25 protein-coding genes are annotated in these 23,327 nt (G+C 70.2%); 13 read left to right on the top strand and 12 right to left on the bottom strand.

The annotated features are described in order from the left end of the window. Positions 1-1,101: FAD-binding oxidoreductase (locus tag VH969_RS21125; RefSeq protein ID WP_331976842.1), on the top strand; the 1,101-nt coding region annotated here is incomplete at its 5' end. A gap of 3 nt (positions 1,102-1,104) precedes the next feature. On the opposite strand, the gene VH969_RS21130 is transcribed toward VH969_RS21125, so the two are convergent. From VH969_RS21130 to VH969_RS21145, 4 genes are all read right to left on the bottom strand, one after another. Further along, positions 1,105-1,779: a DedA family protein gene (locus tag VH969_RS21130; RefSeq protein WP_331976887.1), complete on the bottom strand. Its 675-nt coding sequence runs from the start codon at positions 1,777-1,779 to the stop codon at positions 1,105-1,107. A 50-nt stretch (positions 1,780-1,829) separates the two neighbouring features. Further along, positions 1,830-2,132, bottom strand: a complete 303-nt coding sequence (locus VH969_RS21135; RefSeq protein WP_331976844.1) for a hypothetical protein — start codon at positions 2,130-2,132, stop codon at positions 1,830-1,832. Positions 2,133-2,142: 10 nt separating this feature from the next. After that, the gene (gene nagA, locus VH969_RS21140) at positions 2,143-3,279 is read right to left on the bottom strand and encodes an N-acetylglucosamine-6-phosphate deacetylase (protein ID WP_331976846.1); all 1,137 of its coding nucleotides are present in this window, start codon (positions 3,277-3,279) and stop codon (positions 2,143-2,145) included. 324 nt (positions 3,280-3,603) lie between these two features. Next, entirely contained in the window at positions 3,604-4,194 is a 591-nt protein-coding gene (locus VH969_RS21145) for a SigE family RNA polymerase sigma factor (protein ID WP_331976848.1), read from the bottom strand. An 83-nt stretch (positions 4,195-4,277) separates the two neighbouring features. Between VH969_RS21145 and VH969_RS21150 the strand changes: the two genes are divergently transcribed. Beyond that, a complete protein-coding gene (locus VH969_RS21150) occupies positions 4,278-4,565 on the top strand; it encodes a YciI family protein (RefSeq protein ID WP_331976850.1) in 288 nt (95 codons plus the stop codon). Here VH969_RS21150 and VH969_RS21155 read toward each other — a convergent pair. Then, on the bottom strand, positions 4,559-5,023 hold the full coding sequence (locus VH969_RS21155) for a pyridoxamine 5'-phosphate oxidase family protein (protein ID WP_331976852.1): 465 nt from the start codon (positions 5,021-5,023) through the stop codon (positions 4,559-4,561). The genes VH969_RS21150 and VH969_RS21155 overlap by 7 nt on opposite strands. A 30-nt stretch (positions 5,024-5,053) precedes the next feature. Beyond that, positions 5,054-5,974, bottom strand: coding sequence for a short-chain dehydrogenase/reductase (locus VH969_RS21160; RefSeq protein WP_331976854.1), 921 nt, complete (start codon positions 5,972-5,974; stop codon positions 5,054-5,056). Between the two features lie 134 nt (positions 5,975-6,108). Between VH969_RS21160 and VH969_RS21165 the strand changes: the two genes are divergently transcribed. The 5 genes from VH969_RS21165 to VH969_RS21185 all read left to right on the top strand — a co-directional run bounded on the left by VH969_RS21165 (position 6,109) and on the right by VH969_RS21185 (position 11,424). Then, the gene (locus VH969_RS21165; protein WP_331976855.1) at positions 6,109-7,737 is read left to right on the top strand and encodes an alkaline phosphatase D family protein; all 1,629 of its coding nucleotides are present in this window, start codon (positions 6,109-6,111) and stop codon (positions 7,735-7,737) included. Then, the gene (locus VH969_RS21170; RefSeq protein ID WP_331976856.1) at positions 7,737-9,011 is read left to right on the top strand and encodes an alkaline phosphatase family protein; all 1,275 of its coding nucleotides are present in this window, start codon (positions 7,737-7,739) and stop codon (positions 9,009-9,011) included. Before VH969_RS21165 ends, VH969_RS21170 begins: the two co-directional genes overlap by 1 nt. Before the next feature lie 27 nt (positions 9,012-9,038). Next, positions 9,039-9,866, top strand: a complete 828-nt coding sequence (locus VH969_RS21175) for an LLM class F420-dependent oxidoreductase (RefSeq protein ID WP_331976858.1) — start codon at positions 9,039-9,041, stop codon at positions 9,864-9,866. 68 nt (positions 9,867-9,934) lie between these two features. Beyond that, positions 9,935-10,969 carry a class II fructose-bisphosphate aldolase gene (gene fbaA / locus VH969_RS21180; RefSeq protein WP_331976860.1) on the top strand — a complete coding sequence of 345 codons (1,035 nt, stop codon included), beginning with the start codon at positions 9,935-9,937 and terminating at the stop codon, positions 10,967-10,969. A 35-nt stretch (positions 10,970-11,004) separates the two neighbouring features. Next, positions 11,005-11,424 (top strand): DUF3151 domain-containing protein, encoded by a 420-nt coding sequence (locus tag VH969_RS21185; RefSeq protein ID WP_331976862.1) that lies wholly within the window; start codon positions 11,005-11,007, stop codon positions 11,422-11,424. A gap of 41 nt (positions 11,425-11,465) precedes the next feature. On the opposite strand, the gene VH969_RS21190 is transcribed toward VH969_RS21185, so the two are convergent. The 5 genes from VH969_RS21190 to VH969_RS21210 form a co-directional block, all read right to left on the bottom strand. After that, positions 11,466-11,720, bottom strand: coding sequence for a hypothetical protein (locus VH969_RS21190; RefSeq protein WP_331976864.1), 255 nt, complete (start codon positions 11,718-11,720; stop codon positions 11,466-11,468). Next, positions 11,714-12,358 carry a GmrSD restriction endonuclease domain-containing protein gene (locus VH969_RS21195; protein ID WP_414638590.1) on the bottom strand — a complete coding sequence of 215 codons (645 nt, stop codon included), beginning with the start codon at positions 12,356-12,358 and terminating at the stop codon, positions 11,714-11,716. Before VH969_RS21195 ends, VH969_RS21190 begins: the two co-directional genes overlap by 7 nt. Positions 12,359-12,550: 192 nt before the next feature. Continuing rightward, entirely contained in the window at positions 12,551-13,180 is a 630-nt protein-coding gene (locus VH969_RS21200) for an HNH endonuclease family protein (protein ID WP_331976868.1), read from the bottom strand. Between the two features lie 113 nt (positions 13,181-13,293). After that, positions 13,294-14,151 carry a hypothetical protein gene (locus VH969_RS21205; protein WP_331976871.1) on the bottom strand — a complete coding sequence of 286 codons (858 nt, stop codon included), beginning with the start codon at positions 14,149-14,151 and terminating at the stop codon, positions 13,294-13,296. Positions 14,152-14,245: 94 nt separating this feature from the next. Next, positions 14,246-14,902 (bottom strand): hypothetical protein, encoded by a 657-nt coding sequence (locus tag VH969_RS21210; RefSeq protein WP_331976873.1) that lies wholly within the window; start codon positions 14,900-14,902, stop codon positions 14,246-14,248. A 79-nt stretch (positions 14,903-14,981) separates the two neighbouring features. On the opposite strand from VH969_RS21210, the gene VH969_RS21215 reads away from it, so the two are divergent. Next, positions 14,982-16,271: an adenylosuccinate synthase gene (locus tag VH969_RS21215; RefSeq protein WP_331976875.1), complete on the top strand. Its 1,290-nt coding sequence runs from the start codon at positions 14,982-14,984 to the stop codon at positions 16,269-16,271. 132 nt (positions 16,272-16,403) lie between these two features. Here the strand turns inward: VH969_RS21215 and VH969_RS21220 are convergent, their stop codons facing one another. After that, a complete protein-coding gene (locus VH969_RS21220) occupies positions 16,404-17,516 on the bottom strand; it encodes a glycerophosphodiester phosphodiesterase (protein WP_331976877.1) in 1,113 nt (370 codons plus the stop codon). Between the two features lie 266 nt (positions 17,517-17,782). Here VH969_RS21220 and VH969_RS21225 point away from each other — a divergent pair, with 266 nt between their 5' ends. The 5 genes from VH969_RS21225 to VH969_RS21245 all read left to right on the top strand — a co-directional run bounded on the left by VH969_RS21225 (position 17,783) and on the right by VH969_RS21245 (position 23,265). Then, the gene (locus VH969_RS21225) at positions 17,783-19,807 is read left to right on the top strand and encodes a TRAP transporter permease (protein ID WP_331976889.1); all 2,025 of its coding nucleotides are present in this window, start codon (positions 17,783-17,785) and stop codon (positions 19,805-19,807) included. 2 nt (positions 19,808-19,809) lie between these two features. Further along, on the top strand, positions 19,810-20,796 hold the full coding sequence (locus VH969_RS21230; protein ID WP_331976879.1) for a TAXI family TRAP transporter solute-binding subunit: 987 nt from the start codon (positions 19,810-19,812) through the stop codon (positions 20,794-20,796). A 51-nt stretch (positions 20,797-20,847) separates the two neighbouring features. Further along, positions 20,848-22,104, top strand: coding sequence for a phosphoribosylamine--glycine ligase (gene purD / locus VH969_RS21235; RefSeq protein ID WP_331976881.1), 1,257 nt, complete (start codon positions 20,848-20,850; stop codon positions 22,102-22,104). 151 nt (positions 22,105-22,255) lie between these two features. Continuing rightward, entirely contained in the window at positions 22,256-22,636 is a 381-nt protein-coding gene (locus tag VH969_RS21240) for a hypothetical protein (protein WP_331976883.1), read from the top strand. A 29-nt stretch (positions 22,637-22,665) separates the two neighbouring features. Continuing rightward, positions 22,666-23,265: a DUF3558 domain-containing protein gene (locus VH969_RS21245; RefSeq protein WP_331976885.1), complete on the top strand. Its 600-nt coding sequence runs from the start codon at positions 22,666-22,668 to the stop codon at positions 23,263-23,265. Positions 23,266-23,327: the final 62 nt, after the last annotated feature.

Genomic DNA, 23,327 nt, shown 5'->3' on the forward strand with positions numbered 1-23,327 from the left:
GACCGCATCCTGGAGATCGACCCCGTCGACCAGGTGGCCGTGGTCGAGCCCGGGGTGCTCAACGCCGTGCTGTCGCGCGCGGTGCTGGAGCAGGGCATGTACTACCCGCCCGACCCGTCGTCGTGGGAGCTGTCGACCATCGGCGGCAACCTCGCCACCAACGCGGGCGGGCTGTGCTGCGTGAAGTACGGGGTCACCGCCGACTTCGTGCGCGGCCTCGAGGTCGTCACGGCGTCCGGCGAGCTGCTGCGCACCGGGCGCCGCACCGCGAAGGGCGTGGCCGGCTACGACCTCACGAAGCTGTTCATCGGCAGCGAGGGCACGCTCGGCGTGATCACGCAGGCCACGCTCGCGCTGCGCCCGCTGCCGCAGGCGCCGGGCACGCTGGCCGCCGCGTTCTCGTCCGTGGGGGCGGCCGGTGCCGCGGTGAGCCGGATCGTCCGCGAGGGTGTGGTCCCGTCACTGATGGAGATCATGGACGCGACGTCGATCGACGCCGTCGAGATGTATCTCAAGACCGAGCTCGGCGCGGGCAAGGGCAGCGCGGCACTACTGCTGTGCCAGTCCGACTCCGGTGGCGAGCAGGCACGCCGCGAGCTGGCCGCCATCGAGCAGGTCTGCCGGGACACCGGGGCGGACCTGGTGCACTCGACGTTCGACCCGGCGGAGGGCCAGCTGCTGCTGGCCGCGCGGCGTGCGGTGCTGCCGGCGCTGGAGGACTACGGCACCTGGATGACCGACGACGTGTGCGTGCCCCGCACGAAGATCGCGGACCTCATCGCCGGCTGCGAGCGGATCAGCCGCGAGCTGGGCCTGAAGATCTCGGTCGTCGGCCACGCCGGCGACGGCAACATGCACCCGACGATCATCTACGACCCGGTGTCGGAGTTCACACGGGCGAACCAGGCGTTCAACGACATCCTGGCGCTGGGCCTGTCCCTGGGCGGTACCGTCACGGGCGAGCACGGCATCGGCAAGATCAAGCGTGACTGGCTGGAACGCGAGATCGGCCCGGTGGGCCTGCGCGTGCACCGCTCGATCAAGGCTGCCCTGGACCCGGCGAACCTGTTCAACCCGGGCTCGATGTTCTCGATGTCCTGACGGTCAGAGCCGGTCGGTGATCTCGGCGGCCTCCTCGGCCGCGGCCTGGGTCAGGTGCTTCTTCTCGCGGCGGGCCCGGATCATCTCGATGATGATCGGGATGATCGAGACCAGCACGATCAGGATCGCCATCGCCTCGATGTTGTTGCGGACGAACTCGATCTGGCCGAGGAAGTAGCCGAGGATCGTGACGCCGGTGGCCCACAGCAGGCCGCCGATGGCCGAGTAGACGAAGAACCGCTTCGCGTTCATCCGGCCGACACCCGCCGTCGCGGTGATGAACGTCCGCACGATCGGCACGAAGCGCGCGAGCACGATCGCGCGGGCGCCGTACCTGTCGAAGAAGTCGTGTGTCTTCTCCACGTACTCCCGCTTGAACAGTTTCGAGTCCGGCTTGTTGAACAGGGCCGGGCCCGCCTTCGCGCCGATCCAGTAGCCGCACACGTTGCCGGCGAACGCGCACACCGTGAACAGCACGCACGCGAGCCACAGCGGGGTCTGGATCGCGCCGGTCGAGATGAACAGGCCCGCGGTGAACAGCAGCGAGTCGCCCGGGAAGAAGAACCCGACCAGCAGCCCGCACTCGGCGAAGATGATCGCGCACACCGCGGCGATCGCCCACGCTCCCATTCCCCGGAGGATGACTTCGGGGTCCAGCCACGACGGCAGGACGGACATGGTGGTTGCGGCGGCGGTCGCGAACGTCACGCCGCCCAAAATACCTAACGTCACAGAAGGGTGAGCAGGCCGACGACCGCTCCGGCCGCCAGACCCAGCAGCACCGCCAGCAGGACGACCCAGCCGACGGCCACGTCGCGGGCCGGCTCGAGGCGGGCCGTGCCGTCGGCGATGACAGGCGCGCGGACGGTCGGATGGTCGACCTGAGGCAGCGAGACGCCGCTGCCGGACAGCAGGCCGTAGCTGCCGAGGACCTCGCCGGTCGACGCCGTGTTCTCCGGTTCCGGCAGCGGCGTGCGGGCGGCGTGCGCGCGCAGCGCCTCGGCCACCAGCCGCTCCGGGTCGTCCGTCACGAGGAAGACGCTATACCCAGGCGCCGCCCTTCATGACCGCGTTCGGGTGCAGCGATTCGTCTAGCAGGACCAGGTCGGCGGCGTACCCGTCGGCGATCCGGCCGGTGACGTTGCCGAGGCCGAGGAGCTCGGCGGGCCGGGTGGCGGTGGCCGCGACGGCTTCGAGGACGCCGAGCCCGCAGTTCTGCACGAAGTTGCGGAACGCCGTGTCCATGGTGAGCGTGCTGCCGGCGAGCGAGCCGCCGCCGGCGAGGGTCGGCACGCCGTCGGTGACCGTGACCTCGAGCCCGCCGATCTCGTACACGCCGTCCCCGGCGCCCGCGGCGGAGATGGCATCGGTGATCAGGACGGTCCGCTGGGCACTCGCGTGCCGGGCGGCGAGGTGGACGACGGTGGGGTGCAGGTGGACGAGGTCGCAGATCAGCTCGACGGTCACCCGCTCGTCGTCGAGGAGCGTGCCGATCGGGCCGGGCTCGCGGTGGTGGAGCGGGCGCATGCCGTTGAAGAGGTGGGTGGCGACGCTGGCGCCGGCGTCCACGGCGGGGAGGATGTCCTCGGCGCGCGCGTCCGTGTGTCCGACCGCGGCGAGCACGCCGGCGTCGACCAGGCGTTTCACGGCCGGGACCGCACCGTCGAGCTCGGGCGCGATCGTGACCATCCGGATGGTGCCCTGGCCCGTGGCGAGCAGGGTGTCGACGGATGCGGCGTCCGGCGGGCGGAGCACGGCTGGGTCGTGGGCGCCGCAGCGGGCGGCGGAGAGGAATGGGCCCTCGAGGTGGACGCCGGCGAGCAGCCCGCCGGTGACGAACTCACGCAGCGCGGCCACCTGCTCGACGAGCTCGGGGACGGGCCGGGAGACGAGGCTCGCGAGCATGGTGGTGGTGCCGTGCCGGCGGTGGGCGGCGACGGCCTGCTCGACCTGGCCGGCGTCGGTGAAGTAGGCGCCCCCGCCGCCGTGGCAGTGGATGTCGACGAACCCGGGGACGACCCAGCATCCGCCGGCCTCGGTCTTCCGGGCATCGGGCCGGTCGACCGGTGTGCCCTCGCCGACGGCACTGATCGAGCCGTCCTCGACGAGCACCCAGCCGGGGTCGAGCACGCCGCCCGGCGTAGCGACCCGGCCCCCGGCGATGAGCTGCGCAGCCATGCCACTCCCTAAACCACGACCCGACCCTATTGGTCTATACCATAGCCGCTCAGGACCAGATGGGGACGATTAACTAGATAGCAAAAGTTTTGGGTCATGGGTAACAGATCAACCGGGTTGTCCACAAGGCCCGGTTGTCCACAACCAAGATCGACATCTCACTCCCCGTCACCCCTCTCCGATAGAATGGAGCCTGAGGGGTGCCCCCGGAGAGGGGCGGGGGTCGCCATCCACGGGTGCGCGCACGCGGGTGAGGAATCGCCGGTTGCGGGGGGCCGAACTGCGGGCGGCGATCGCCGAGGCGCAGTGCGCCAAGCGGAATGGTCAGTTGGGTTGGCGCATGATCTTTTGTAGGGCGTCCAGCGCTCGGCTCGCGGTGGACTTCACCGTGCCCTTCGAGATGCCCGCCGCGTCGGCGATCTCCGCCTCCGACAGGTCGCCGTAATACCGGAGCACCAGGACTTCCCGCTGCCGGGGCGGTAGCTGCGACAGCGCCCGCACCACCGACTGGTGCTCCGCCGTCAGCATGGCCAGGCTCTCCGCCGAGCGGGCGTTCACCTGGTGCGGCGGGGTGTACTCGCGCGCGGTCTTGCGGCGGCGCAGCACCGAGCGCGAGCCGTTGACGACCGCGGTGCGCAGGTAGCCCAGCGCCGCGGCCGCGTCGCGGAGGTTGCCCCAGTTCCGGTGCAACCCGGTGAACGCCTCCTGCACGACGTCCTCGGCCGTGGCCGGCTCGTCGACCAGCAGCAGGGCCAGGCGGACCAGGCGCATGCGATGCGTCCGGTAAAGATCCTCGAGCGTGAGAGGCGCCGGTTCCTTCCCCGGTACCGCGTAGCTGCCCGTGTCGATGGCACGCAGATGCCCCAGCGTGCGCTCCACACTTCGCTCGGCGCTGTACGCGGCGTCCCCGGTCACGATGAGGACCGTACCGGTGCGGCGTGGTCCTCCGACAGCGCCCAGTAGCGTTCGTGAGTGAAGCGCGATCAGAGGAGTCCCCGATGGCCTGGTTCACCGTGGAAACCGTCTACACGACCGACCGCGACAAGCTCGCCGCCGCGCGGCCGCACCACCGGGAGTACCTGCGGCGACTGGCCGGTGAGGGCAAGGTGACCGCCGCCGGGCCATGGGCCGACGACTCCGCCGGCTTCGCGATCTACCGCGTCGACGACCGCGCCGAGCTCGACCGCCTCCTCGACGAGGACCCGTACACGACCCAGGGCGTCGCCGCCGACCGGGCGATCCACGAGTGGAAGCTCGTACTCGGCGAATGGTCCGCCGATCAGTAAGTGCCGCCCAGCTTCCGGTGGTCCCAGCTGACGATCCTCGTCGGGGTGCAGATGAGACCCACCCGCTTCGGCGCCTGCAGCCGGACGAACTGTGTCGCCGCCGTGGCCGCCTGCTCGCTCGGGTTGTACCGGCGCATCAGCTCGGTCCCCATCAGCGCGACCTTCTCCGCGTCCGCCACCAGCTCGACGTCGCACTCCATCGACACGCCGCGCAGCTGGTCGTAGGTATCGCCGGTCTCGATCAGCACCGTGGCCTGCGCGAGCCGCCGCAGGTTCGCCGCCTTCTGCGAGCTCCGGTAGGTCCACGTCGCGATGCCGTCACCGCGCGGGAAATACCACAGCGGCACCAGGTGCGGCCGCCCGTTCGGGCCGATCGTCGCGAAGTTCGCGACCTTGCCCTCGCGGAGGAAATCCGCGATCTCCTCCGGTGTCATCACGATCTGCGCGCGCCGCGACATCCGCACCTCCCGATCGAACCGGCCAGGCGGTTATAGCGCACCCGCGCTGCGCGCCGCCGCCCTGGCGCCCGGCCCGACCAGGCTCGACTCCAGCTCGCCGCGCTCCGCGATGTCCTTGAGCACCGCCTCGTCCGCGGCCGGCACCAGCGCCCGGGCCTGCCGCTCCACGATCCGCGGCAGCAGCGCACGGATCAGCTTCGCGAAGCCCACCCAGCGCGGCACGTGCACCACGCGCGCCCGCGCCGCGATACCCGCGCTGATCAGGTCGACGGCCACCGAGAGCGGGTACGTCTTGCCCGCCAGACCCTTGTTCGCCGCGCGGATCTTGCCGAAAACCGGGTGCGCGTCGGCGTTGTTGACCATGTCCGTCGAGATCCACGTCGGGTGCGCGATGCCGACGTCCACACCGAGGTGCTTGACCTCCGCGCGCAGCGAGTTCCCGAACGCCTCCACGCCCGCCTTCGCCGCGGAGTACGCCGCGTTCCCCGGGATGTGCACGATCGCCGCGGCCGACGAGACGAGCAGCACGTAGCCCTTCGACTCGATCAGGTGCGGCAACGTCACGCGGACCGTGCGCCACACGCCGAGCAGGTCCACCTCGATCACGCGCTCGAACGCCTTGCGGTCGATCGACCGCGTGAAGCCCGTGGCCGCGATGCCCGCGTTGGCGAGCACCGCGTCGATCCGGCCGAACTTCTCGAGCACGCCGGCCACCGCCGCCTCGAGGTCCGCCCAGCGCGTCACGTCCGCCTCCCACCAGCCGACCTGACGATCACCGTCAGGTCCGCACTCGGCGGCGACCTTCGCGAGCTCGTCCGCCTCGAGGCCGACCAGCGCGAGCTTCGCCCCGCGCTTCGCGAGGTCGCGGGCCACGCCGGCGCCGATGCCCCGCGCCGCCCCGGTGATCAGCACGACCTTCCCGCGCACGCTCTTCGTGCCGAAGCCGACCATGGCGCCTCCTCGATGCGAGTCGAGGCAAAACTTACCACCGGTAACCTACCTGTCGGTAACTGGCAATTGTGTACCGGATGTTTACGAAGAACGGCTGTATGTGACCGGCACTGGATGCGACAAGATGCGTGTTCATGTCACAGAGGTTCGATCGTCGTTCGGTCCTGAAGGCGTCGGGTGTCGCGGCGGCCACCGTCGCGGTCGGCGGGTCGGTCGCCACCGCGTCCACCGTCTGGGCGGAGTCCGGCGAACCGGCCTTCGTGCACGGCGTGGCCTCGGGTGACCCGTTACCCGACGCGGTCCTGCTGTGGACCCGCGTCACCCCGACCCCGGAGTCGACACCGGGGTCCGGCCAGGGCCCGGCGGTCGTCGTCGACTGGGAGATCGCCACCGACCCCGGCTTCGGCAGCATCGTCGGCAAGGGCAGCGTGGCCACCGGTCCCGAGCACGACCACACGGTCAAGGCGGACGCGACCGGTCTCGCCCCCGCGACCACGTACTACTACCGCTTCCGCCTCGGCGACATCGTGTCCGGCGTCGGCATCACGCGCACCGCGCCCGCGAACGACGCCGCGATCTCGCACCTGCGGTTCGGCGTGGTCTCGTGCTCGAACGTCCCGCAGGGCCACTTCGCCGCCTACCGCTACCTCGCCGAGCGCGGCGACCTCGACGCCGTGCTGCATCTCGGCGACTACATCTACGAGGGCGGCGGCGGGGGCGTGCGCCCCCACGTGCCCGCCCACGAGATCATCACGCTCGCCGACTACCGCCAGCGCCACGCCCAGTACAAGACCGACGAGCACCTCCAGCGCCTGCACGCGATCGTGCCGATGATCGCGACCTGGGACGACCACGAGGTCGCCAACGACGCGTGGTCCGGGGGCGCGGAGAACCACCAGCCCGACACCGAGGGCGACTACGCGGCCCGCAAGGCCGCCGCGCACCAGGCGTACTTCGAGTGGATGCCGGTCCGCAGCGAGGCCGACAAGATCTACCGCCGGCTGCGGTTCGGCCTGCTCGCCGAGCTCAACATGCTCGACCTGCGCAGCTACCGATCCCAGCAGGCCAAGCCGTACGACGACGACGTCGACGACCCGAACCGCACGATCACCGGGCCCGAGCAGATGGCCTGGCTGCGCGACGGGCTCGTGGGCAGCGGCGCGCAGTGGAAGCTCGTCGGCAACTCCGTGATGATCTCGCCGGTCCTGATCCCGCCGCTGCCGAAGGACCTGCTCGGCCCGCTGCTGAAGCTGCTGGGCCTGCCCGAGGAAGGCGGCGTGGTCAACCCCGACCAGTGGGACGGCTACACCGCGGACCGCGGCCGTCTGCTGGACACGCTGGCGGACAACGGGATCCGCGACACCGTGTTCCTGACCGGCGACATCCACTCGTCCTGGGCGTGCGACATCCCGCGCGACGCGGGAAGCTACCCGACCTCGCCGTCGGTGGCCGTCGAGTTCGTGGCCACGTCTGTCACCTCGGACAACATCGACGACATCACGGGCCTGCCGCCGCGCACGGTCGGACCGATCATCGAGGCCGCGCTCACCGGGCTGAACCGGCACATCAAGTGGGTGGAGGTCGACTCGCACGGCGCGTGCGTGCTCGACGTGACCCCGGCCGCCGTGCAGATGGACTGGTACTTCCTCGCCAACAAGGAGGACCCGGCAAGCACGCTGTCCTACGCGCGGTCCTACCGGGTGCGGGCCGGCACGCAGAAGATCCAGCGCGTCGGCTCGCCGGCCGGATCGGGCGGCGCCTGATGGCTGCGACCTTCTCCCGCCGCACCCTGCTCGGCGGCGCCGCGGGGGCGGCCGCCCTCGGCGCGCTCGGCGCGATCACCGCCGCGTCCGCACGGGCCGCCGGCGACCTGCGGGTGTACGTCGTGGTCGTGGACGGCTGCCGGCCGGACGAGGCCGCGGGGCAGTACCTGCCGGCCGTGCGCGAGCTGGCGGAGCAGGGCACGTCGTTCAGCCAGGCGAAGTCGATCACCGTGGCGGAGACGATCCCGAACCACGTGGCGATGATGTCCGGCGTCCTGCCGGACCGGTCCGGCATCCCGGCGAACTCGGTCTGGGACCCGGCCCGCGGCGAGGTCCGCGACCTCGGCGAGGCCGGCGACATCAAGGCGCCGACGCTGCTCGAGCGGCTGCCCGCCGAGCTCGGCCTCACCACGGCGAGCGTCCTGTCGAAGGACTACCTGTTCGGCGTGTTCGGCGAGCGCGCGTCGGTCCGCTGGACGCCCGAACCCATGCTGCCGATCACGAACCACGCGCCGGACATCTTCACGATCGGCGCGGCGCTCGACATGATCGACGAGCACGACCCGGCGCTGATGTTCGTCAACCTCGGCGACGTCGACCGGTTCGGCCACGCCGACCTGTCCGGCTCGTCGATCAAGGTACTGCGCACGCTCGCGCTGATCGACACCAACGTTCAGCTGGAGCGGTTCGTCGACCATCTGAAAGACACGGGCAGGTGGGAGCGGTCGGTGATCATCCTGCTGGCCGACCACGGGATGGACTGGTCGCTGCCACTGTCGATCATCAACCTGGCCGGCCGGTTCGACGACGACCCGCTGCTCGCGGATCACGTCCAGATCGCGCAGAACGGCGGCGCGGACCTGCTGTACTGGACCGGGCCGGCGGACGCCCGCGCCGAGGCGATCGTCCACATGCGACAGATCGCGCAGGCGACCGAGGGCGTGCTGTCCGTGCACGACCCGGCCGAGCTGCGGATGGGCACAAATGCGGGAGACGTGGTCGTCTACGCCAAGGCGGGCTGGCGGTTCACCGACCCGAGCGTGATCTCGAACCCCATCCCGGGCAACCACGGCCACCCGGCCACCGAGCGGATCCCGTTCGTGATCTCCGGCGGCCACCCGTCGGTGGTGCGCGGTCAGGTGTCCTCGGCGCCGGCGCACACGATGGACGTGGCGCCGACCGTCGCGTCGCTGTTCGGGCTTTCCGCGCCCGAGGGCGGCTGGGACGGCCAGGCGCGGACGGAGGCGTTCCAGGGCGCGCTCGTCGGGAATTGACCTCGCGCGCGTCCGGTTGTGCCGAACATGGACGGCAACGAGCTGGGCAGGCTGGGCGTGTGGGAGCAGCGGACCGCGGGCTGGCTGCGCGAGCCGGACACGATGCGTGAGCTGGTGGACCTGGGCTTCGGGGCGCTGTGGCTGGGCGCCTCGCCGCCCGCGGACCTGAAGTTCCCGGAGGAGCTGCTCGCCCGGTCGAGCCGGCTCGTCGTGGCCACGGGGATCGTGAACGTGTGGGAGGCGTCGCCCGGCGAGACGGCCGCGTCGTTCCGGCGGATCGGGTCGGACCGGTTCCTGCTCGGCGTCGGCGCCGGCCACCCGCACGCGGTCGGCGACGCGTACGTCCGGCCCTACGACAAGCTCGTCGGCTATCTCGACACGCTCGACGCCGGCGGTGTCCCGAAGCAGGCACGCGCGCTGGCCGCCCTCGGACCGCGCGTACTGCGGCTGGCCGCCGAGCGCACGGCCGGTGCGCACCCGTACCTGGTCACGCCCGAGCACACCGCACGGGCGCGGGAGATCCTCGGCACCGGCCCCCTGCTGGCTCCCGAGCAGAAGGTCGTGCTCGAGACCGACCCGGCCGTGGCTCGACGCATCGCACGGGAGCGGCTCGGCCCGTACCTCTCGATGGTCAACTACGCGAACAACTGGCGCCGGCTCGGCTTCACCGACGACGACCTGGCCGGCGGCGGGAGCGATCGGCTGGTCGACGCGCTGATCGTGTGGGGCGACGAGGAGGCGATCCGGTCGCGGGTGGCGCAGCACCACGCCGCGGGCGCGGACCACGTCGCGCTGCAGGTGCTGAACCGCGACAAGCCGGCCACGCTGCGCCGGCTCGCACCTGCGCTGGTCTGAGGCCGTCCGGCCGGTGGGGCTCGTAGGATTTGCACGAAGGCCCTGTCCAGCCCGAGGAGGACGTAACGATGCCCATCGCCACACCCGAGGTCTACGCCGAGATGCTGGACCGGGCGAAGGCGAACGAGTTCGCATTTCCCGCCATCAACGTGACCTCTTCCGAGACGCTCAACGCCGCGCTGCGGGGCTTCGCCGAGGCCGAGAGCGACGGCATCGTCCAGGTCTCCACCGGTGGTGCCGAGTTCGCCAGCGGCACGAAGGTCAAGGACATGGTGACCGGCGCCGTCGCGCTCGCCGAGTTCGCCCACGTCGTCGCCGACAAGTACCCGGTCAACATCGCGCTGCACACCGACCATTGCCCGAAGGACAAGCTGGACGGCTACGTCCGCCCGCTCATCGCGCTCAGCCAGGAGCGGGTGTCGGCGGGCAAGGAGCCGCTGTTCCAGTCGCACATGTGGGACGGCTCGGCCATCGACCTCGACGAGAACCTCTCGATCGCGACGGAGCTGCTCGACGCGGCGGCCAAGGCGAAGATCATCCTCGAGGTGGAGATCGGCGTGGTCGGCGGCGAGGAGGACGGCGTCGCGCACGAGATCAACGAGAAGCTCTACACCGCCGAGGGCGACTTCGTGAAGACGATCGACGCGCTCGGCGCCGGCGAGAAGGGCCGCTACCTGCTGGCCGCGACGTTCGGCAACGTGCACGGCGTGTACAAGCCGGGCAACGTGAAGCTGCGCCCGGACGTGCTCAAGCGCGGCCAGGAGGTGGCCGCGGACAAGCTCGGCCGGCCGGCCGGCTCGAAGCCGTTCGAGCTCGTCTTCCACGGCGGTTCCGGCTCGCTGCTCGAGGAGATCCACGAGGCGGTGTCGTACGGCGTGGTGAAGATGAACGTCGACACGGACACGCAGTACGCGTTCACCCGGCCGGTCGCCGCGCACATGTTCGCCAACTACGACGGCGTGCTGAAGATCGACGGCGAGGTCGGGAACAAGAAGGCCTACGACCCGCGCAGCTACCTGAAGGCCGCCGAGCAGGGCATGGCCGCGCGGGTGACGCAGGCGTGCGAGAACCTGAAGTCGACGGGCCGGATGCTGGCCGGCTGAGCTTCCCGGCTCGGGCCGTCGGGCAGGATGGCGTCATGACGCTGCAAGAGAACCTGTTCGGCGGTCCGCCCGCGACCCAGCTGCCGGACCGTCCGGACGCGCAGGCCGCACTGGAGTCCGGCACGGAGCCGGCGAAGGTGGTCACGCGGTGGCCGGACTTCAGCGAGGGCTGGGCGGCCCTGGCCGAGCTCGCGCTGACGGAGAACAACGCCGTCGCTGGGTACGCCTATGCGCGCACGGGCTACCACCGCGGCCTGGACCAGCTGCGCCGCGCGGGCTGGAAGGGGCACGGCCCGATCCCGTGGTCGCACCGGCCGAACCAGGGCTTCCTCCGGGCGCTGGCCGCGCTCGCGAAGGCGGCCCAGGCCATCGGGGAGACCGAGGAGTACGACCGCTGCACCCACTTCCTGGCCGACTCCGACCCGGAAGCCCCGGCGAAGGTGGGCCTGGCCTGACGAGGCTCCCGCGCGGTGGGCGTGCGCTGAAACCGGCGGGGTCAGCCGGAGGGGCGGTTGAGGACGCCTACCAGCAGGGAGTGGACGGCGGCGTGGTCGCGTTCGTCCACCAGGCGGCACGAGGCACCACGCACCCGGTACCACTCCTCCGCTCCGGCGTAGCGGACCTTCGCGGTCAGCACGCCGGAATCGTCCACTGTGGTCCGCAGCTCCAGGTCGCCGGTCACGACGCCGACCTCTTCGGTCATCACGCCGCCCTGACCGGCGACCAGTGGAGAGTTGTACGCGCTCAGCACGTCCCCAGCATCTCAGCCAACGCCGCCTTCTCCGCGTCGTTGACCGTGAGCTGGTAGGTGAACTTCACATGCGTGTACGAGCTCGCGTACCGGCACCACTCCGACTCCAGCGGCGGCTTCCACTGGTCCGGCGTCTGGTCCCCCTTCGACTGGTTCACGTTGTCCGTGACCGCCCACAGCTGCGGCGCGTCCAGGTCGTTCGCGAACGCCTCGCGCTCGTCGGTGGTCCACTCCGACGCGCCGCTGCGCCACGCCGCGGCCAGCGGGACCATGTGGTCGATGTCCACGTCCGACGTGGCGGTCCACGTCTCGCCGTCGTACGGGCTGGTCCAGCTGCCGGAGGTCGCCTTGCACGAGGAATCCGTCTCGACGCCCTCGCCGTCGCGCTTGAGGACCTCCTCACGGGTGTCGCACGCGCCGTCGACGGTGTGCCAGTGCGGGAACTTCTCCCGCGAGTAGCCGTCCATCGAGCCGTCGGGGGCGACCGTCAGCTGCTCCAGCTCGGACTGCGCCGTCGCGGCGTCCGGGACTCCCGGCGGAATGGCGTTCGCCGCGCCGCCGCCGAACACGATCACAGCACCGGCACCCACCGCTAACGCGGCACCGAACGCCCGCACTTTCCCCGACCTGGTCAACATGTGAAGTCGCCTCCGTGTCCTTGATCACGCGGAACGTCACCCGACTGTGCGCCACGAAGGTGACCCGATCAATACCGATGGGTAACTCTGCGTGGAATGCCGGGCCACACGGCAAAGTCCAGACGATCGGCGGGGTCCGAACGGGCGAACGCCCCGGGACCAGCCGATCCCGGGGCGTTCGTAGGTAGCGCCTCAGCAGTAGCTGAGCATCCGGTACAGCTGGTCCTCCTCGGTCGAGTTGATCGTCAGCGAGTACCGGTACTTCACGTGGATCCACATCTTCGCGTACGTGCACCAGTACGCGGTCCGCGGCGGCTTCCAGGTCGCCGGGGTCTGGTCGCCCTTCGACTGGTTCACGTTGTCCGTCACCGCGATCAGCTGCGGGTTGGACAGGTCGTTCGCGAACGCCTGGCGCTGCGCAGTGGTCCACGACGACGCGCCGGTGCGCCACGCGTCGGCCAGCGGCACGACGTGGTCGATGTCCACATCGGACGACGCGTGCCAGGTGGCGCCGTCGTACGGGCTGTACCAGCTGCCCGACGTCGCGGAGCACGACGAGTTCGTGACCACGTTCGTGCCGTCCCGCTTGAGCACGGTCTCCCGCGTGTCGCAGCTGCCGGAGATCGTGATCCAGTGCGGGAACTTGTCGCGGGAGTACCCGCTCGTCGAGCCGTCCGGCGCGACGTCGAGGTTGTAGAGCTCGTACCGGGCGGTCGACTCGCTCGGGATGTTGGGTGGCGTGGCGCTCGCCGGGCCGGACAGCACGACGGTGCCCGCGAACGCGAGCACCGTCGTGGCGAGCACGATTCCTGATTTGCGCATGAGCGTTCCTCCGTGGCAGGGATCACGGCTGACCACTCAACTGTCGCGCACGGAAATGCTCGCGAAAAGACACGATGTTGAACAGTTTTCCCGTTCTGGAAGCCCGACGGCGGCTACACCGGGCAGGGCGGGCGGTTCGCCGGCTCGGGGTCCGGCCAGTAGCCGAACCGCGGCCGGGTCGGGCTGAGCAGCGCCGCGGAGCAGCCCCGCGAGCGGATCGTCGAGTCCGGATAGCCGGTGCCGCCGTGCAGGCCGGACAGGTCCTCGAGCTGCACGACCGGCTCGTCGAAGTAGACGTGCTCGCGGTTCTTCGGCTGCAGGCACGAGGAGGGCACGAAGCTCCACACGCCGTAGTCCGCGCCCGGCGGCGGCGCGCTGACCAGCGCGATCGACCCGTCGGTCGTCACGTACCGGAAGCTGACCTTCGACGTGTCCAGGCCGGGCACCCGCTGCGCGGGGTCGACCACGTCCGGTGCCGAGGACCTGCGCGTGTAGTTCAGCGACGGCACGCACTCCGGCGTCTGGAGCAGGTTCACGCCGGTGCCGAACGTGATCCGCCGCCACAGCCCGTCGACCTTGCGCAGCGACCGGAACGGCGCGTTGATCGCGCCCACCCAGTCGCGCCACCGGGTCGTGTCGCTGCCGCAGCGCTCGGGCACGCCGTCGAGGCCGCCCGACTGGCTGGCCCTGGTCAGGTGGCTGCGCAGGACCCAGCCGATCGGCGTGGACATGACGTGCGGCGGGTCGACGTTGATCCGCACCCACTCGCCGCAGTACGCCTGCACCTCGACGGGGTCGCCGTTACGGGCGTTGGCGAGCACGAGCCGCGCGGGCGCGTCGCGGACCGTCGCGCGGTCGCCCTTGATCGTGTCGGCGCCGGCCGCGGCCGAGGCGGGCGAGAACAGGGGTACGGCGGTGATCGTGACCGCCGCGACGGCGGCGGACAGCACGACGGCGCGCAACGGGCGCACGGTTACCTCCCGGTGGTTGCGAACACACCCATTGCACCCGAATGCGGTTACACGGTCACGGACCGCTGCCCACAGGAACAAGACGCCTGCACGCTCAGCGGACGATCCGGAGGTCTTCCGTGTGCCGGTACCAGGTCCACCGGTTCAGCGCCCGCGGATGGGCGACGCCGTCGCTGACCGGCGTCACCGTGTCGCCGCCGAACTGCACGGCGCGGCCGTCGAACGTGGCGACCTTGTTGCGCAGCAAGCCATTCCGCACGACGCGGACGCGCAGGCCGTGCTCCGGATGCGGGGTCACCGTGACCCGCTCGGCCGCCCCGCGCAGCGGGATCGCGTCGTCGCAGTACAGCGTGCCGCGCACGGGCGAGAGCACGCCGAGCCCGACGAGCACGCCACCGGTGTCGTCGCGGACCAGCGGAAACTGCTCGGGCGTGCCGTCGAGCGCGGCGGTCACCGGGTCCTTCGCCAGCCGCCACAGGCGCGCGATCGGCGAGCGCGCGTCGACCGGCACGTAGCCGAGCGGCACGTCGAGCCGGCTGGTGCGCAGCAGGCGCAGCACGATCGCGGCCAGGTCCGCGTCACTGCCGTGCACGACGATGTGACCGTCGGTCACGCCCTTCACCAACGGGTCCACGTCGGATTTGCCCGGTGTGGCCGGGATCTCGTGCGCCGCGGACTCCGAGCGTGCGGCCAACTTCCGCCAGTCGTCGCTGGTCACCGCTGACCCGCAACCCAGCATCAGTGCAGCCACGCGTGATCTCCTGGTCTACGCTCAATCACCGGCATTTCGCCTGTCCAGAACACGTCCTGCGAAACCCGGGGAGTCTCACATGCCGGCCATCGTGCTCATCGGCGCCCAGTGGGGCGACGAAGGGAAGGGTAAGGCCACCGATCTGCTCGGCGAGCGGGTTCAGTGGGTCGTCCGATACCAAGGCGGTAACAACGCGGGCCACACCGTCGTCTTGCCCGACGGACAGGACTTCGCCCTGCACCTCATCCCGTCCGGGATCCTCACCCCCGGTGTCACGAACGTGATCGGCAACGGCGTGGTGGTCGACCCGGGCGTGCTGCTGAACGAGCTCGCCGATCTGGAGGAGCGCGGCGTGGACACCTCGCGGCTGCTCCTGTCCGCCGACGCGCACTTGATCATGCCGTATCACGTGGCCATCGACAAAGTCACCGAGCGGTACCTGGGCAAGGCGAAGATCGGCACCACCGGTCGCGGTATCGGGCCCGCCTACCAGGACAAGGTCTCGCGCGTCGGCGTGCGCGTGCAGGACCTGCTGGACGAGAAGATCCTGCGGCAGAAGGTCGAGGCCGCCCTCGACGTGAAGAACCAGATCCTCGTCAAGGTCTACAACCGCCGCGCGCTGGATCCCGAGCAGGTCGTCGACTCGGTGCTGGAGGCGGGCGAGCGGTTCGCGCACCGGATCGCCGACACGCGGCTGCTGCTCAACCAGGCGCTCGAGCGCGGCGATACCGTGCTGCTCGAGGGCTCGCAGGGGACCTTGCTCGACGTCGACCACGGCACGTACCCGTTCGTCACGTCGTCGAACCCGACCGCCGGCGGCGCCGCGGCGGGTTCGGGCATCGGGCCGACCCGGATCACCACGGTGATCGGCATCCTCAAGGCGTACACCACGCGCGTCGGCTCCGGCCCGTTCCCGACCGAGCTGCACGACGAGATGGGCGAGCGGCTGCGCAAGACCGGCGGCGAGTTCGGCGTGACGACCGGCCGGTCGCGGCGCACGGGCTGGTTCGACGCGGTGATCGCCCGGTACGCGGCACGGGTCAACGGGATCACCGACTACTTCCTCACCAAGCTCGACGTGCTGTCCGGGATGGACACCGTGCCGGTCTGCGTGGGCTACAACGTGAACGGCGAGACCGTGCACGACATGCCGATGACGCAGACCGACGTGCACCACGCCGTGCCCGTGTACGAGGAGCTGCCGGGGTGGTGGGAGGACATCTCCGAGTGCCGCTCGTTCGACGACCTGCCGGCGAACGCGCAGGCCTACGTGCACCGCCTCGAGGAGCTGGCCGGCGCGCGCATCTCCGCGATCGGCGTCGGCCCGGGCCGCGACCAGACGATCGTGCGCCACTCGATGACCGGCTGACGCCTCCGGCCCCCGATCACCAGCCTAACCGCGAGGTCCGACGGTTCCGCGCTGTCCACAGGAGCCTGTCCACAGCGCCGAAATCGTCGGTCCCCGCCGGTACGCTGGATCCCGGGGGCCGGAGGCCGTCGGTCAGGCAGCGGCGAGCCTTTCGTCGCGCTGCGCGATCGCGATGTCGGTGTTGTCGGTGAACAACCCGTCGATGCCGGTCGCCCGGAACGCGGCGATCTCGGCGAACAGGTCGCCGTACTCGTTCGGCACGGCAGACGACCGGAAGTCGGCGGGCAGGAACGTGTTCTCCGCACGGAACGTGTACGGATGCACGATCAGCCCGGCCCGGTGCGCGTCCCGCACCAGCGTCGTCGGCTCGGTCAGGAAGCCGGCCGCGTCGCGCGGGATGATCTGGTTCTTGTCCGGCCCGATGCCGTCGGCGTACCTGGCGACGTCACGCAGGCCGGCGGGCGTGGTCATGTCCGCGTAGGTGCGGGGGTCGCCGGTGTCCACGAAGTCGAACGGCGCGCCGGTCGCGCCGGTCAGCTGCACCAGCGGCACGTTCAGCTCGGGGTCGAGCTCCTTGAGGTTCGACACCTCGAACGACTGCACGAAGACCTTGGCGCCGCGCCGGTTCAGCCCGTTCTTGTTGAGGATCGAGACGAGCTTCGGCTCGAGCGCGAGGCCCTGCTTTCGGAAATACGTCGGATGCTTGGTCTCGGGATAGATGCCGATCTGTCGGTGCAGCTCGCGCGAGAGCCGTTTGGCGAGGTCGATGACCTCCTGGAAGGTTGGAATCCGGTAACGACCGTCGAAGATCGTGTTGTGCTGGCGGATGTCCGGGATCCGCTCCCTGGCCCGCAACGTCTTCAGCTCGGCCAGCGTGAAGTCCTCGGTGAACCAGCCGGTGGTCGCCACGCCGTCCAGCGACTTGGTCGTTTTCCGGCCCGCGAACTCCGGGTGCTCGGCGACGTCGGTCGTGCCGCCGATCTCCGGCTCGTGCCGCGCGACGAGCACGCCGTCCTTCGTGGTCACCAGGTCTGGTTCGATGTAGTCGGCGCCCATCCGGGCCGCCAGTTCGTAGCTCGCCAGGGTGTGCTCCGGCCGGTAGCCGGCCGCGCCACGGTGGCCGATGACGGTGAAATGCTCCCCATGTCCGTGATCGGATGACCGGTCGGCGTTCGCCGGCGAGGCACCCACCAGTGTCAGAGCCGCCGCGGCGGCGACCGTGACGTGTAAGAGCTTCGATCTCACAACGTTCCTCCTCGCTCGAAGGGCGTGCGCATAGTGGCTGACCCGGGCGAATTCCGCACGGGCGCGGAGGTAACGGTGGGATAACACGGCTTCTCGTTACGTGCGAGGCCGCTCTCGGCGGTAAGTTTCCATTGGTGACGAGCTCCAGGGAGCACGCCAACGCGTCGTCGGACGAATCCGGTCGCGAAACGACTCGCGAACGGGTCGACGGGCCGGTCGACGAGTCGGCCGAGCCGGTCCGGGTCGGCGCCGAGGAGCGCCCGGACATCGACGTCGGTGAGCACGACGAGGAGCGGCCCGCGCGGCGGTTGTCCGGCCGCGTCGAGCTGTTCGTCTGGGCCGCCTCGATCGCGATCGCGCTGGTCGTCCTCAAGCAGGTCTTCCTGCCGTTCGCCAAGGGCAACCAGTACTACCTGGTGATCTTCCTCGGCGTGACGCTGCCGCTGGTGTTCCTCTGCTACCGCCCGCGCGGCCGCAAGACCGCGCCGGAGGAGGGCGAGAACGACAACCCCGGCCCGCTCGACTGGATCTTCGCCGCGATCGCACTCGTCGTCGGCCTCTACCCGGTCCTGCCGCTCGCGATCGGCGACTTCGGCGGCGGGTACGACGCGTTCCTGAACCGGCAGGGCCTGTTGTCCACTTCGGACATCATCGCCGGCACGCTGCTGCTGATCCTGATCCTCGAGGCGACCCGGCGCACGACCGGGCTCGTGCTGCCCATCGTGTGCCTGGTCTTCCTGGCGTACTCCTACTACGGCGGGTACCTGCCGCCCAGCTGGGACATCGCGCACGCCGGCGTCGACTTCAGCCAGATCATCAACGCGCTCTACAACGACCAGAGCGGGTTCTACGGCGTGCCGCTGGACGTGGCGGCGACCTACATCGTGCTGTTCACGATCTACGGGGCCGTGCTCGCGCAGTCCGGCGCCGGCGAGTTCTTCGTGGACCTGAGCTTCGCGCTGTTCCGCCGCTCGCGCACCGCGCCCGGACGCACCGCGGCGATGTCCGGATTCCTGCTCGGCACCGTGTCCGGCTCCGGCACGGCGACGACCGTCAGCCTCGGCGCGATCACCTGGCCGGTGCTGCGCCGGGCCGGCTACCCCCGGGAGAACGCGGGCGGGCTGCTCGCCGCGTCCGGCATCGGCGCGATCCTCTCGCCGCCGACGCTCGGCGCGGCGGCGTTCATCATCGCCGAGTACCTCGAGACGCCATACCTGACCGTGCTGGTCTGGGCGATCGTGCCGACCCTGCTGTACTACCTGGGCATCGCGTTCGCCGTGGAGGCGGACGCGCGGCGGTTCGGCGCGCGGCGGGTGAACGTCGAGACCCGGCCGGTCGGCAGGCTGCTGTTGCAGGGTGGGTACCACTTCGTCTCGCTCGCGATCATCGTCGTCTTCCTGGCGCTGGACATCCCGCCGTTCACCGCGGTGGTCTACGCGAGCGGGGTCGCCGCGCTGTTCGCGCTGGGGGCGCGGCTGGTCGCGGTCCGGCGCGGGAACGAGACGACCGGCGCGGCGCTGGCCGGGTGGGTGCGCTCGATCGCGGACGCGCTCGCCGAGGGCATCCGCGGCGCGCTGCCGGTGATCGCGGTGTGCGCGGCGGCCGGGGTGATCACGTCGACGATCACGAAGACCGGGCTGGGGCAGGAGCTCGCCGCGGCGCTGGTGGACGCGGCGCAGGCGATCGCGTCGAACCCGACCGTGGTGCTGATGCTGACGGTCGTGTTCGCCGCGGCCGCGGTCAGCGTGCTCGGCCTCGCGGTGCCGGTGACCGCGTCGTTCATCATCGCGTGGGTCGTCCTCGGCCCGGCGCTGGCCGACCTCGGCGTGGCGCCGCCCGAGGTCGCGATGTTCATCTTCTACTACGCGGTGCTGTCCGAGGTGACGCCGCCGACGGCGCTGGCGTCGGTCGCCGCGGCCGCGATCACCGGCGGCTCGGTGATGAAGACGATGTGGCAGACGTGGAAGTACACGCTGCCGGCGTTCCTCGTGCCGATCGCGTTCGTGCTGACCGACAACGGGTCGGCGCTGCTGCTGCAGCAGCCGTTCGTCACGTCCTTGTGGGTCGGTGTGGTGTCCGCGCTCGGTGTCGCGGCACTCGCGGTCGTCACCGGCGGCTGGCTCTTCGGGCCGGCGCGGTGGCCCGAGCGCTCCCTCTGCGCGGCCGCCGCCCTGCTGCTGCTCTACCTCCAGCCGCTCTCGATCGCGCTCGGCGTCGGGATCTTCGTCGTCGCGATCGTCGTCCACCTACTCACGCGTTCCCGGGAAACCGTTGACGGACAAGGAGCTTGACCATGCGAGCACAGCGAATCGTCGCCGGCATCGTCGCCGTCGGGCTGGTCGCGGCCGGCTGCGGCGGCAAGCGTCCGAGCGGGGCAACCGACTCGGGCGGTGGCGGCGGATGTGAAGCCGGCGAGGGCCGCGTCACGATCGCGACCGGCAACACCGGCGGCGTCTACTACACGCTCGGCGGCGGGCTGGCGCAGCTGATCAGCGACGAGACGCCGATCAAGGCGAGCGCCGCGGAGACCGGCGCGTCGGTGCAGAACATCCAGCAGCTGGTGGCCGGCGACTACGACATCGCCTTCGCGCTGGCGGACACCTCGGCGGACGCCGTCGAGGGCAAGGGCACCTTCGACGGCAAGAAGCAGGACATCAACGCGCTCGCCCGGATCTACTCGAACTACACGCAGGTCGTCGTCCGCGCGAACAGCGGCATCTCGTCGGTCGCGGACATGAAGGGCAAGAAGATCTCGACCGGGTCACCGAAGTCGGGCACCGAGGTGATCGCGAACCGGCTGCTGGAGGCGGCCGGCCTGGACCCGGCGAAGGACGTCTCGGCGCAGCGGCTCGCGTTGCGGCAGACCGTGGACCAGATGAAGTCGGGACAGATCGACGGGTTCGTGTGGTCGGGCGGCCTGCCGACCCCGGAGGTCACTGACCTGACGACGTCGATGAAGGACGACGTGAAGTTCCTGGACATCACGGAGCTGTTGCCGAAGCTGCAGGAGATCAACCCGGTGTACGAGAAGGGCACGCTCCCGGCGGACACGTACGGGCTGGCGTCGGACATCCCGTCGATCGTGGTGCCGAACCTGCTGCTGGTGCGCAGCGACTTCCCGTCCGGTGACGCGTGCGCGATCACGAAGCTGGTCTTCGACAAGAAGGACGAGCTGGTGAAGGTGCACAAGGCGGCGAGCGAGCTGGACAAGAAGACGGCCGTCGAGACCGACCCGGTCCCGCTGCACCCGGGCGCGAAGGAGGCGCTCGGCGCCGACTGACCGTGGGCCTGAGATCGCAGGTAGGCGGGGCGCCAACTACCCTCTTTGCTCGTGCGTGTCCTGGTTATCGGGTCCGGCGCGCGCGAGCACGCGCTGGTGCTCGCGCTGGCGCACGACCCAGCGGTCGTCGCGCTGGCGTGCGCGCCGGGCAATGCCGGCACCGCGGCGCTGGCCGAGTCGTACGGCGTCGACGTCGCCTCACCGGCGTCCGTGGCGGATCTCGCGGCCGAGTGGCAGGCCGACCTCGTCGTGGTCGGCCCGGAGGTGCCGCTGGTCGCGGGCGCGGCGGACGCCGTGCGCGCCAGGGGTATCGCGTGCTTCGGGCCGTCCGCGGCCGCGGCACGCATCGAGGGCTCGAAGGCGTTCGCGAAGGACGTGATGGCGGCGGCCGGGGTGCCGACCGCGCACAGCGAGATCGTCGACAACCCGGCCCGCCTCGACGCGGCACTGCGCCGTTTCGGCCCGACGTGGGTGGTGAAGGACGACGGCCTGGCGGCAGGTAAAGGTGTCGCGGTCACCTCCGATCTCGCGGCTGCCCGTGCGCATGCGATGACGCTGCTCGAGGACGGGCATCCGGTGCTGCTGGAGACCTTCCTCGACGGCCCTGAGGCGTCACTCTTCTGCCTGGTGGACGGGACCACGGTGGTGCCACTGATGCCGGCGCAGGACTTCAAGCGCGTGGGCGACGGTGATGCCGGCCCGAACACGGGCGGCATGGGTGCCTACGCGCCGCTGCCGTGGGCGCCGGCGGGCCTGGTCGACGAGGTGGTGGCCAAGATCATCCACCCGGTGGCCGCCGAGCTGTCCGCGCGCGGGACGCCGTTCTCGGGCCTGCTGTACGCGGGCCTCGCGCTGACGTCGACGGGCCCGCAGGTGATCGAGTTCAACTGCCGCTTCGGCGACCCGGAGACGCAGGTCGTGCTGTCGTTGTTGCGTACCCCCGTGGCGGGCCTGCTCCACGCCACGGCCACGGGTTCGCTGTCTTCGCACCCGGCACTGGAGTGGTCCGACGGCTTCGCGGTCACCGTGGTGATCGCCGCGGAGGGCTACCCGGGCCGAGTCCGCTCGGGCGACGTGATCACGGGCGCGGAGACGGACGGCATCCTGCACGCGGGCACCCGCCGCCGGGAGGACGGAGCGATCGTCTCGGCAGGCGGCCGAGTCCTGTCGGTGGTCGGCACGGGCGCCACGCTGCCGGAGGCAAGGGACGAGGCGTACCACAAGGTATCGACGGTCCACCTGCCCGGCTCCCACCATCGCAACGACATAGCGGAACGCGCCTCCCACGGGGAAATAGCCGTCGTCTGACCCCCTCGGACCAGCGTCTGAGGTTCAACCGATCAGCGGAACCCGAACCGGTGAATCTTCGTCAAAGTTCAGGTTGGCCTTACTGGCCTTGGTAGCCTGCGGAGCGAGGCGGGTCAGACACAAGCAGTGGGGAGCGTCGGGGATGCAACTAATGGGCGACTTCGGCCGCGGCATCAACGAGGCCTTCCGCCAGGTCGACGCGGCCAACCAAGGCGTCTCCTCCGGCACCTTCACCGTGAACCAGCACAACATCCTCGCGGCCGCCCGCATCATCGACTCCCAGGCGTCGGCACTGCTGGAAAGGTTGAAGGGTGCGCAGCGCGATCTTCGTATCGAGCCGCCCGGCGGCGACGACGTGAGCACTCGCATCGCTCCTGCTTGGAATGACCGGCTTGTGCTGGACGACGATTCGTACGCCCGCCGGGTAGAGGACTATGTCACTGGGTTGAAACGACTCGCGGAGCAGCTGGGTGACACAGCCAAGTCCTACGGATACACCGAGGACCAGATCCAGGCCGCTTTCAGGGGATAGGGGTGCAAAATCGCGCTCTCCTTCTCGCAGTGGCCGGACTGCTCATGTTCGCCTCTGTGGTCGGCTGTACCTCGAGCACCGGAGGAGATCCGGCTCCGGATGAGAACCGGACGCCGTCGTCCGATGAGCAGCCAGACAGTAGCTCGGCGCCAAATGAGGAATTGCCGCCGCGACCTCGTGACCTGACCGTGGACGGTGTGGAACCCTGCACGCTCTTCACCAAAGCGCAGCTGAATCAGTTGCGCAGCGAGCTGCAACTTGACAAGCCGCCAAAGGCGTACACGTCAAAGGACACTCACTACAAGGCTCCGACCTGTGGCCTTGAGCAATCACGCGAACCGTTCGACTCGATTGACCTCATGGTCGTGACATCTGAGGGAGCTGAAACCTGGCTGTCCGGCGACCGAAACGTCGATGCGTGGCAGGTGTCGGTCGGCGGGTATCCGGCGGTCGACTACAAGCTCAAGGGTTCGGACGACGCTGAATGCGTGACGTCAGTGGATGTCGCCGACGGCCAGCAGATGATCGTGGATTTCATTCCGTTGGAACGCAGGGACTACAAGCAGCTCTGCCAAACCACCGAGAAGGTGGCGGGAATGGCGTTGCAGACGCTGCAGACGTTGAAGTGAGGGATGGCATGGACGGCGACTACGGGCTCAGCGACCTGCGCTTCAGCGGTTACTCCAACACG

Source organism: Actinophytocola sp. (genome assembly GCF_036555685.1).
GTDB lineage: Bacteria > Actinomycetota > Actinomycetes > Mycobacteriales > Pseudonocardiaceae > Actinophytocola.